Consider the following 11,124-nt stretch of genomic DNA (forward strand, 5'->3'; position numbering starts at 1 on the left):
AATGCCGGCTTGGCGATCTTCCGAGCCGAGGTGTTACCCTAAAAACAGAAATTGATCAGCATCAGGAATCCCAACGGGATTCCGTCGCCGTGGGCATCGCCCATTCCGTGGCCCATTGAGAAAAACAGGCCTCGTGCTTCTTCATGTCTTTCTCATCCAGGCCTTGGCAAATCTTCACCACTTTCAACGGTGCATCCCGATGTTGCCGGTGATGCAGGTAGGGCGCGTCCGTCCCGGCGCGCCGCCGGAGCATGATGTTTTGCATCCCGTGGGCGGCGGGCTGGGACAGGCCCGCCCTACCAACAACATCGGGATACACGGCACGTTCAACGGCCGTTTCAATTAAAAGAACTCCGCCGGTCCGGGGTGCGGAACGGTGAGTAACTTCAGCATCAAGTCAGTCGGGAAGGTTACCTTTCGAGTAGGAATCGAGGCGGCGCGGTTGGGCGGAGGTTCATCGAGCCACGGGGCTCCCGGTGATTTCAGCGCGCAAAAACGGCCCTGGCCTCCTCGTCGGCATTGGAACGTTTGCGGGGCAGCAGCGTGTAGCGAGTGGTGAATTCCAGGCTCTGCCCTTTCTTGAGAGTCTTTAGCGGGCCGAGCAATTCCAGCTCCACGTAGGCCAGGGGGTCTGGATTGGTGTAAATCTCCGCGCTGCTGCCCTGGTCTGGAAACTCTCCGCCGCCGCGTCGAGGCCCCTCGATGAGCATCATGTCGCGGCGTCCGATCCACAGCAACGCCGACGCGTCATTGCCGATTTTCGTGCTGGCCAAGCGGTGGCGTGACATCACCAGGAGGTTTCCCAGGCGGAGCAACCCTTGCGGCGCCTGATCCGATTGACGGTTGAACCCTTCAGGAAAGATCGACCTGCCCGGCACAGGCATGACCGCGAGTTCTGGATCCCTCAGTTGCGTAATGATCCATACCCCGGTCTTGACGGGATCTCCCTCGACTTTCTCGTAACGCGTTCGAATGGACAGGCGGACCTCACCCTCGGCCAAAGTGAGTGAGCGGATGACGCGGATGCCGTAGTGCGGATCGACGGCGGAAGTGAGGGTGATCCTTCCCCGCTTCTCATCGATGCTGGCGGAAGCCGGCATGGAATCGAAAGCCTTCGGGGGGGGCCAAGCCCGTCCGGTTTGCACGTTCCAATCCGCCTGAGGGGCCGGCCAGGTCTTGTCGCCACCGAAGTTGATCCATTCCTTCGCATGAGGATCGGGGTGGGCGCCATCCAGGGCGCGATTCTCCCAGAACGGTCCGTCCACCTCGCCGACGCGGCGGAACTGCATCACCCTTCCGATCGCGGGAACCACGACGGCTTCGGCATATCCGTTGGCGAGAATGAGCGCTTCGGTCCATCCGTGATAAGACGTTTGCGTGATGCGTGCTACCGGTGAGGAACGGAGGAAAGGCTGGCCGAGAGCGGCCGCGGGTGCGAGGAGGGAACAAATCCAGAGCCACGCGAGGAGGCCGGAAGGGGAGGGGTGAGGGATCATGTCAGGCGCAAACTAGATCACGCGGGCTCCGGTGCAAGCGGGAAAGGGGCGTGAGCCGGCGGGCGGGCATCCCGATGGGGTCTGTCCTGTGGTGCAGGCGGCCCAGCCTGCCGTATCGCCGACGGCCCGTCGGCCCGGCGGGTGAAGAACGAGGCCCTTCCATGTACTCCACGCGCCGGGTTCCCTTCGTCGCCCCGCAGGCTGGGCCGCCTGCGCCACCGCAGACAGGGCTGTCTGCGTGACCACGACAACCCGGTCACCGACAACCTCTGGAGGCACCGGCCGCCGGGCGGATGTTGATGCGAAGACAGAGCGTTGACGGGGTCGAAGTTTTGGTGGAATTTCCGCCGCGCTTCAGCGTTTCCGTGAGTGGAGGTGCGGGCGCATTGGACCATGAATCAGACTTTGCAGCAGCGGCAGATCCAGACTCGATCCCGGTATTTGGGCAGTTTCATCTTTGGATCGAGAAGCTCACGATGGAGCGGGCACAGCCAGGCTAGGATTTTCCCATGGTGACACCGGGCGGCAGTTCCACTTTGAGTTTTGGGGCGGGTGGAGGGGAAGAGGGAGGGTCGTCGGCTCGCGAGTCTTGATCGAGGAGTTCCAATCGTCGGCGGGCGGCATGCGCTTGGGGCGTTCCGGGAAAATCCGTGAGGATTCGCGCCAGAGTCCGCTTCCCGCCCGCCTCGCCGGTCGGAGTTTGCAGTTGGGTGCGGGCGATACAGGCGAGCCATTCGGCCTTGCGGGCTGCAGCCGCCTCGACGTTGTCGATCAGGAGCTGCCATTGGTCCAACGCTTGTTGTGGCTGCCCGAGAGGGCCGGCCAGCAATTCTGCCAACTCCTCGCGGGGCGCTGGAAGATTGGGATCGTGGGTGAGCCGTTCCACGAGAATCTTGGCTCGCTGCCCGGCTTCAGCCCTGGACATTTTGAGCGCCATCGTGGGAACGCTTTCTGGAGAGGCTGCGAGGGAAGGCAGCTTCAGCGCTTTGGGCTGGCGTTGCTCGCGTAATTCGTCGGCCGAGCGCGGCAGTTGGTCGATGCGCTGCCTGGCCATCCTCGCAAAATGCGATCCGGGGAATCGGACGAGTATTTCCTGGAGCGCAGATTTGGCCCTCGGCGGATTCTCCCCCAGTTCCAGATGCCAGTCGGCCAATTTGTGCAGCGCCAGCGTGGCGCGAGCCGGAGTGATGTTGGGTTGGTTGCAAAGCTCACGCACGGTGCGGTCGGCCTCGTCGAGCTCTTTGAAGTGATTCGCGTACATGTCGGCGAGCATGAACCACCCTTCGACATCGTCTTCGCAGTGCTCCAGCTGGCTGATAATCTCTGACTCCGCCTCCGTGTAGCGGCCGCGTTTGATGCGGGCGACCGCGCGCGCGTAAGTGGGCTTGGCTTCGATCCGATGCTTGAGCTGAGCGAGCGCGAGATGAACGGCGGGAACCGTCAGGACGAGCAAAGCGAAGGGCAGTCCATGGAATCCCCAGGCGTAAACAAGAAGTCCGGCGACGGGGACCAGGACCAGCCCCCCCATGCCGAGGCGATCCCACCAATCGCGGCGGTTTTCGATGGCGCGGCCGGCCATGACCGCGAGCCAAAGGAAACTGAACACACTCCACAACAAGATCATGACGGAGAGGGACGGGGCGAGCTCGTTCAAGAAGGTCCCTCGAGGCAGGTTGGCGGTGTGGAGGGCCATGTAAGCATGGCCATGCAAAGGGGAGATGCCGGGAAGCCAGCCCGTGTTCATGAGGACCCAGAAAGCCGAAGCGCCAAACCATCCCGACCAGAACCAGCGCCGGAATGGCATGATTCGGTCTCCCCAGCGAGGGAGCGACTGAAACTGGTTCCAGTAAAAATAGGTCAGGAGCCCCAGCATCCAAATGGCCATGAGGCCGCCCAACCAGCCTGGATCGAAACTCGCGAATATCATCTGGATCTTTCGAGGATAACAAAGGTCGCACGCCGCCGTCGAAATTCCAAGTCTCGATATTGTTTGCGGAGGGTCTCCTGTTTTGTGGTAGAATAACGTCCATGTGGATCGATCATGGAAGGTTTGGAATCCTCCTCGCGTGCTTCATTCTCCTGGAACAAGGAGGGTTGGTGCGGGCTGCGGAGGCGGGCGCGGCGTCTCGCCCGAAGGCGGACGTGGCGCCGGTTCCAACGTCCACGCGAGATCCGGTCGAACTTGAACTCCGCAAGATCATGATCGCGGATGACGAGGCGCAGGACGAGGCCGACCGCTGGATCAAGGACAACGCGGCTTTTAAATCCCAGGGCGCGGGGTTGGGCGACGCGACGCTCCGGGCGCGGGTGTCGCAGCGTTTGGATCCGGTGCGCCTGTCCTACGAGCGTTTCCTGGAGAAGCATCCCAAGCACGCCCGGGCTCGCCTGGCCTATGGCAGTTTCCTGAACGACCTGGGCGAGGAATTCGAAGCGATGCAGCAATGGGAGAAAGCGCGCGAGCTCGATCCCACCCAGCCCGCCGCCTGGAACAATCTCGCCAACTACTTTGGCCATCGCGGACCTGTTCGCAAGGCCTTCGAGTATTATCAGAAAGCCATCGAGTTGAATCCCAACGAATCTGTGTATTACCATAATTTTGGCACTACGGTGTTTCTGTTTCGCAAGGACGCGCAGGAAGTGTTTCAGATCAACGAACAACAGGTTTTCGACAAGGCTCTGACGCTCTACGCCCTGGCCTTAAAGCTGGATCCGAAGAATTTTCCTCTCGCCAGCGACGTGGCCCAGACCTACTACGGCATCAAGCCCACCCGCATGCAGGACGCGCTGGCGGCCTGGGAACATGCCTTGACCCTGGCGGGCGATTCGGCCGAGCGCGAAGGCGTCTATTTGCACATGGCCCGCTTGAAAATCATGGGAGGCGAATTCGACGCGGCGAGGCGCCACTTGTCCGCCGTCACCAACGCGATGTATCAGGTGCTCAAAGATCGAGTTGTGAAGAATTTGGCGGAACGCGAGGCGAAGGCAGTCAAAGCACCTTGAGTCCGCTGCAGCCCCTGCGAACCGGTGCCTCCAGAGGTTGTCGGTGACCGGGTTGTCTTGGTCACGCAGAGAGCCCTTTCTGCTGAGGCGCAGGCTGCCCAGCCTGCGGGGCGACGAAGGAAACTAGGCCGCCTATTTCATGCACGCGACGCCCGTTGAGGACACCGGGCCTCCAAATACAGAGGCAGGCCCGATGGTAGGCCGCGTGCCCTCACGCGGCAAACTGTCGCGGATTCAAGCTCAGGATGACTGATCCGGGCCAGGCGCGTGGAGCGCATGGAAGAGCCTCGTTCTTCACCCGCCGGGCCGACGGGCCGTCGGCGATACGGCAGGGTGGGCAGCCTGCGCCACACGACGGACTCATTCGGGATGCAACGGCCTGCGAACGTGGCTGGGGCCTCTCGTTTGGCCATGGGGGGCTGGGAAGCCTATGGAATGGGAGGACGCGGGTTCGTGGAACTGCCGTGGGTTCCTCTTGGCGAATCTACAGACGTTCCGAGAATCCCCTGCTGGGTGAGAAACTCACGAACAAGACGCAAGATGCCCTCGCGGTCTTCGTCCATCGCGTCATTGTGCGAGCCTTGGATCTCCCCAAGCACTTTCGGTTCGCGCGCGGCGGCAAAGTTTCTTTCCGCATGATGGAAGCCGATCAACCCGTCGTCCCGGCTGTGCAAGATCAAGACGGGTGCGCGGACGCGATCGAGTTTAGACAAGGTGTCGTAGCGAATTTTCGAAATCGTTCGAACGGGCAGAAACGGGAAGAGCTCGGCCCCCACGTCAGGAATGGAAGTGAACGTGCTCAGCAGGATCAAGGCTCCCACGGTTTCCCGGGCGGCGATTTCTGCGGCGACCCCTCCCCCGAGGGACTCTCCCAGGATCACAATATGATCCGCCGGATACCCTTGATCGATCAGCCATTGCCTCGCCGTTCCCGCGTCGTCGTAAGTGCCCGATTCGGAAGGAGATCCCTCGCTCAAACCATAGCCCCGGTAGTCAAAGGCCAGGACGTCCAGTCCCAGCTCCAGGAGGAGAGTGTAGAGTGAAAATCGGTGGCTGATGTTGCCGCCATTGCCATGGGCGATCAGGACCGCGGCCGGGGATGCCTTGGTCTTTCTGGCGGCGGGAAAGAACCAGGCATGCAACGCGGTTCCATCGGAAGTTCGCAGGTTCACATCCTTGAACTCCAACGTGAGTTCGGCAGGCGTCACATCGTGCCGGCGCGTCGGTTGGTAGACGTTCGCCCTCTCGAACCAGCGCAGGAAAAGGAAAAGGAACACTGGGAGGGCGAGCCAACCCAGAAGTTTCGTGGCAAGTCGCTTGGCGCGGGACTGACTCACGTTTCCTGGTTGGCCGGCACGTTTCCTGGATTACGCAACGCCCGCCAGGCGAGCGCTGCCAATCCCACGGCGAAAAGGGTGAAGACCACCGCATTTGGGGTGCGCGCCGTCCACGCCGTCCAAGGCCATGGGAAACGGAAGAAAGCAAAATTCAATGCGGAGTACATCCCGACCGCAAAGAGCAAGCTCCACGCGGCCGGCCGCACGGCCATGAGGTGGTCCTTTTCCCAACGCTGCGCGCGAACGCAGAGCACAATCGCCGCCGCGACGGGGAGCACGCCCAACGCGAGCCAGCCTGGAAGGTCTGAAACGGCCGCATCCCGGTAGACGAGCTGGCGCACGGTTTTCCCGGCGATCGGAAGAAGCGTGATGGGAAACAGCAACGCGGCGGGCCAGAGGCGCCCGCCGACCACTCCCACCAGCGGGATCAACGCTAGGACAAGGCCGAAATCGTAGAGATCTCCAATGATCCCTACCTGGCTGAATTCCGCCAGGAGCAAGAGCGTGAGATGGGTCGCAAGCAGCACTCCTTCGACCGGCGCTTGGAATCGGACTTCCTTCGCGGGGGGTGGCGCCGCAATCGAACGCCGGTTGAACCAGAGCCCCAAGCCCAGCACGCCGCCCATGATGAAGCCAAACGTCGTTTCCATGAAGTTCCACCAATTCATGAAGGGATCGAGCCGCAGCCAAAAGCCGCTCTTAAATGCCTCGGGGTTCCACGCGTGAAACGATTGCAAGGATTGTCCGGTTGGGAATCCGACGGCGCCGCCGAAGAACGCCCAAATCGTCAACCGGCGGGCGAGGACGTTTCCCTGGATGATGCCCACCCAAAACCAAGCGCCGACCAAGGCCAGCAAGAGGCCTCCCCACACTTCGCGGCGAGGTTTCAAATTCGCAAACGGTTCCCATCTCCAATCATCCGAGAAGTAGATGCGCGGAAGAATTCTCCGCGCGGGATCGAAGGGTTCGTTGAAGAGTTGGATGCCGATCCATGCGAGCCCCAACATCACGACCCCCAGTCCCAAAAGTGTGGCCGGGCGAAGCGGCTGTCCTCCCAATCCGAGCCCGAGAAACAACCCGGCGAACCCGATCCAGATCCCGCCCTTGACCGCCAATCCAACCATCCCCCAACGCAAGCTTTCCAGATGCCCCACCAACTCGGCATCGTGGGTCAGTCCCACGGTTTGTCCGTAGGTCATGGAACCGCCGATGCCGATGGCGATCGTGCCCAAGGCCATGGCGCGCGCGGCGACCGCCCAGGGCAAATGTCCGCCCAACAGCATGACGAGCACCGAGGTGACCAGGAGTCCCGCGATCATGGCCCCCGTTTCATGCCCGTACTGCCCGCGAATTCCCCATCCCAGTCCGCCCGCCATGGCGCCCCCGAGCAGGACCATCCAGCCCCGTGCCAGGCCCGATGGATTCGTTTCGAGATTCATGACTTCCGTCCGCGGAATGAGAATTCAAGCCTTCGACAAGCCGGCCTTGACGCTCCATTCGCGATAAGCGAACGGAGAGATCTCGGAAGGCTTGATCTCGCTGCGCCCGCCCCAAAACACGTTGGTGTAGGCGATGGTTATCCCAAGCTCTTCCAGGTGCTTGTCGATGGCAGCCTTGTGAGCCAGGACCATGGCCTTGTCGGTGCCGTGCGCCACTCCCATGACATTCACATTGTGGAATTCTGGGCCGCCTTCGCGCCAGTAGGCATGAGTCATGATGTGATGGCGGCCCACCTCCCGCCCCGCCTCGATTTCCCGCCCCGGAGGCACCGCCCAGTGAAACAAGGCGTTGAAACGCGTGACGCGCTCGCCCGTGGACAAGGGTTTGACATGCTCCAGAAAGGTCGAAAATCGCCCGATGATGGCGCGGCGACTCAGGTCCTCCGCGATGGCAAAAAAGCGGTCGAGGGAAAGGCCGGCTTCCGCGGCGCGTGGACGCCAGAGATCGCGAGTGAGTTCATCGGGCAGGAATTCGCGCTTCAACGCCACCAGGACTTTCCATTCCAAATCCGACAACTGGGCCATCGTGACCTCCGTCGCATCAGCCGGCACCTCGGCCCGGCTGCCCGGCTCCATTCCTTTGCGGCGAACGTGACCCACCCCGAGGGTGAAAAGCCGCTTCGCCGGCATCAAACGAAAATGCTCGGCGCCGACCTTCTCCTTCAACCATTCGCAATGTCGTTCCATCGAGAATCCCTGCGGTACTTTGAGCGTCGTCCAGAGCTTGTAGGTGGAACCGGGCGTGGCCAGGTCGGTGGATCGCGTGACCACATGCCCGGAAAACGGATCTTGCTGGAACATGAAATCGAACGCGGCATCCAATCGTTCTTGGGGAACTTGCCAGGCGACAAGCGCGCCTTGGGCCAGATTGGTTGCAAGCAGCGTTTGGCGCACCCGGCGGATGACTCCGGCCCGCAACATGGCGCCGATGCGCTCGATGACGGTTTCGGAATCGAGTTCCGATAGCCGGGCGATTTCGCCCAGGGGATCCCTTTGAAAACCCTGAATCCTGTCCTCCGAAACCGCGAGGATGCGGGCGTTGATGGGGTCGGCAATCTCAATGGAGATGGCGGCGGAGGTGCTCATGTTGCGATCCATTTCACCTGGCTTCCGGTCTCGCGCCAACCCTTTTCGCATCCATCTTTGGCAAAAACTTGTGCCTGCAGCCGTCGCTTCGCCAAGATGCGTCATGCTCGACGACTCCCCGGCCTCGCGATCCGCTCCCCTTTCCGATCCTCTGGCGTTGTTCCGTTTGCGGGACGGCCTCTATGCGGTGGATTTGATTGGAGCGGCCATTGCGGGATTCGACTTTTATACCTGCCTTGGCAAGGCCCCAGGGACGCTGGAGCAGATCTGCGCGGGATTAGGCCTGCACCCGCGGCCCGCGGAAGTCTTGCTGAGTTTGTCGGCATCCCTGGGCTTGGTGGAGCGGGACGGCGCACGATGGAAACTGGCCGCCGTGGGGAGTGAATTCCTGCACCAATCCTCGCCCTGGAATCTAGGCCCTTACTTCACCAGCCTGAAGAACCGCCCGGTTTGCCAGGATCTGATCCAAGTGTTGCGTTCGGGCAAACCCAGCTCCTTCGGCAGCTTCAAAGATGAGAAGGCCTGGGCCCAAGCGATGGAGAACGAAGTCTTCGCCCGCCAGTTCACCGCGGCCATGGATGTCCGGGGCAAGTACCTGGCGCCCGTGCTGGCGCGGAAAGCGTGTATCCACGGCCGCCGTCGGCTGCTTGATGTCGCCGGGGGATCCGGGATTTATGCCTGCGCCATGGTGGATGCGCACCCCGGACTGGAAGCGCTGGTGTGGGAGAAAAGTCCGGTGGATCGTTTGGTGGAGCGGTGGGTCGCGGAGCGGGGTTACGCGGGAAGGGTGAGGGTGGCGGAAGGCGATATGTTTCACGACCCTTTTCCGGAGGGATGCGACGCTCATTTGTTTTCGAATGTGTTGCACGATTGGGATGCGCCCGTCGTGCGGGATCTCTTGGAACGGTCTTGGCGAGCCTTGCCCTCCGGAGGCGTGCTGCTCATTCACGACGTGCATCTGAACGAGGACAAGACGGGGCCATTCCCGGCGGCTGCGTATTCGGCCCTTTTGATGACGATCACCGAGGGGCGCTGTTACTCCGTGGGTGAATTGCGCGAATGGCTGGGAGCCTTGGGATTCATTGGATTTCGATTTGAGCAGACCGCTGCCGACCGCAGCGTCGTTTCCGTGATCAAGGCCTGAGTGCGAATCCCCGAATAGGACCCGCAGATCTTCGGCGCCGTCACTGACGATGGCACGCCGATCGAAGAAACCTGAACCACCCGTCTGTTCAGCCTCCCGCCAGTTGCCCCTTCGGCTCGACTCCGTCAAGAGCGCTGACGCGCGCATGACTCCGTTCAGCCGAAGGGGCAACTGCGAAAGGTCGTGAACACCTAACTTGGCAGTCTTGGAAAAGGCTGATCCCCATGAAGGGCAATTGCCGTTTCAAGATTCACAGACCCTGCCACTTCTCCGCTGTTCAGTCACCCCCCCCTGCTGGACGCTTCCGACCCACCGTTCACGCAAGGAATTTATATATTGGCGAATCCTGACTGTGGCGGAACCGCTCATCTTTTCCATCGCTGGCTGGAAAGGGTTTGAGGAATGCCGGCGCGGCGCAGGAAAACAATAGAACGGCAATAAGATCCCATCCAACGAAAGACTTCGGATTGGACGGACCCCTCAACAACATGAAAAAATCCATCATCATGCTCTCCGCGCTTGCGGGGACGCTGTGTTTCGACACGGCCATTCAAGCACAAGTGGCGGTACCTGAAACCTTCCGCAAGGACGCCTCGGCGGCTGACAAGAGCAAGCCCGGGTTTATCTGGAATATTTTTCAGAACGCCGCGGATACCCGGAACAACAACACCAAGACCGAGGAAGCCCTTGGTGGATTGCTCAAAGCCGGAGACGGCACTCCCCCTGTGAACGAGGCTGATCCTTCCGCCCAAGGCGGCGCTGATGGCCCGGGCAAGAAGATCGGCGCGGCGGACAATGCGCTGATTCAGTTCGAAGTGAGCGGAATCATCAACTTCAGCCAGGCCGAGGGTGAAAATAACGGCAGTCTGCGTCCCGACCTCGGCATGCCCGGCATTCCTGGCGTGGGTGGCAGCACGGACGGCATCGCTGCCGAAGTGCTGACTTGGCTCGACCTGCCGGAGGGTGAACATACCCTGATCGTGAACAGCGACGACGGGTTCCTGTTCACAATCGGCGGTGCCAGCCCCAAAGACCAATTCGCCACCTTCGTCGGCCAGTTCAACGGTGGACGCGGCGCCTCGGACACCACGATGCGCATCAAAGTCACCAAAGCGGGTCTTTATCCCGCTCGCGTGACCTGGGAAGAGGGCGGCGGCGGGGTGAACATCGAATTCGTCCAAGTGAAAGCTGACGGAACCCGCGTGGGTGTGAACGACCCCGCCTCCGATATCAAAGCGTATCGCGCGGTGACCGGAGCGGTGGCAACCTCCGCCACCTTGGTTGCACCGGGACCGGGCAGCCTCACGGCGCCCTTTGACGCCGAAGTGGCGATCGACCTCGACAACGCGGCCATTCAAACCAGCGGCGTCAAACTCAGTTACGACGGCAAGGAAGTGGCCGCCACGGTGACCAAGAACGGGTCCGTCGTGTCGGTGCGCTTGGGCGAGAATCTTGCCAATCCCGATAACGTGGGTTCGGCCCGGGGCCCGGGCAAGAAGGATCCGAACACCCGTTTCCCGATCGAATTCGAAGTGGAAACCGTGATCAATTTCGATCAGGCG

The 11,124-nt window shown here is 61.4% G+C and carries 8 protein-coding genes; 3 read left to right on the forward strand and 5 right to left on the reverse strand.

Annotated features, from left to right (window positions below; translation table 11 throughout):
• Window positions 1-482: 482 nt before the first annotated feature.
• Window positions 483-1,496 carry a hypothetical protein gene (locus tag FJ404_18125; GenBank protein ID MBM3824769.1) on the reverse strand — a complete coding sequence of 338 codons (1,014 nt, stop codon included), beginning with the start codon at window positions 1,494-1,496 and terminating at the stop codon, window positions 483-485.
• Between the two features lie 496 nt (window positions 1,497-1,992).
• Window positions 1,993-3,423 carry a tetratricopeptide repeat protein gene (locus FJ404_18130; GenBank protein MBM3824770.1) on the reverse strand — a complete coding sequence of 477 codons (1,431 nt, stop codon included), beginning with the start codon at window positions 3,421-3,423 and terminating at the stop codon, window positions 1,993-1,995.
• Window positions 3,424-3,524: 101 nt separating this feature from the next.
• Here FJ404_18130 and FJ404_18135 point away from each other — a divergent pair, with 101 nt between their 5' ends.
• Window positions 3,525-4,496, forward strand: coding sequence for a hypothetical protein (locus FJ404_18135; GenBank protein MBM3824771.1), 972 nt, complete (start codon window positions 3,525-3,527; stop codon window positions 4,494-4,496).
• 428 nt (window positions 4,497-4,924) lie between these two features.
• Here the strand turns inward: FJ404_18135 and FJ404_18140 are convergent, their stop codons facing one another.
• Genes FJ404_18140 through FJ404_18150 form a run of 3 tightly spaced genes read right to left on the reverse strand, consistent with a single transcriptional unit; the run spans window position 4,925 to window position 8,418 of the window.
• Window positions 4,925-5,833 (reverse strand): alpha/beta hydrolase, encoded by a 909-nt coding sequence (locus tag FJ404_18140; protein ID MBM3824772.1) that lies wholly within the window; start codon window positions 5,831-5,833, stop codon window positions 4,925-4,927.
• Window positions 5,830-7,272 (reverse strand): hypothetical protein, encoded by a 1,443-nt coding sequence (locus FJ404_18145; protein ID MBM3824773.1) that lies wholly within the window; start codon window positions 7,270-7,272, stop codon window positions 5,830-5,832. Before FJ404_18145 ends, FJ404_18140 begins: the two co-directional genes overlap by 4 nt.
• Window positions 7,273-7,296: 24 nt before the next feature.
• Window positions 7,297-8,418, reverse strand: coding sequence for an Lrp/AsnC family transcriptional regulator (locus tag FJ404_18150; GenBank protein MBM3824774.1), 1,122 nt, complete (start codon window positions 8,416-8,418; stop codon window positions 7,297-7,299).
• On the opposite strand from FJ404_18150, the gene FJ404_18155 reads away from it, so the two are divergent.
• Both FJ404_18155 and FJ404_18160 read left to right on the forward strand, forming a co-directional pair.
• Window positions 8,363-9,562 carry a methyltransferase gene (locus tag FJ404_18155; protein ID MBM3824775.1) on the forward strand — a complete coding sequence of 400 codons (1,200 nt, stop codon included), beginning with the start codon at window positions 8,363-8,365 and terminating at the stop codon, window positions 9,560-9,562. The two genes, FJ404_18150 and FJ404_18155, sit on opposite strands and share 56 nt — an antisense overlap.
• A gap of 488 nt (window positions 9,563-10,050) precedes the next feature.
• The coding region (locus FJ404_18160; GenBank protein ID MBM3824776.1) for a hypothetical protein at window positions 10,051-11,124 on the forward strand (1,074 nt) is incomplete at its 3' end.

The sequence above is a fragment of the Verrucomicrobiota bacterium genome (assembly GCA_016871495.1).
Lineage (GTDB): Bacteria > Verrucomicrobiota > Verrucomicrobiia > Limisphaerales > VHDF01 > VHDF01.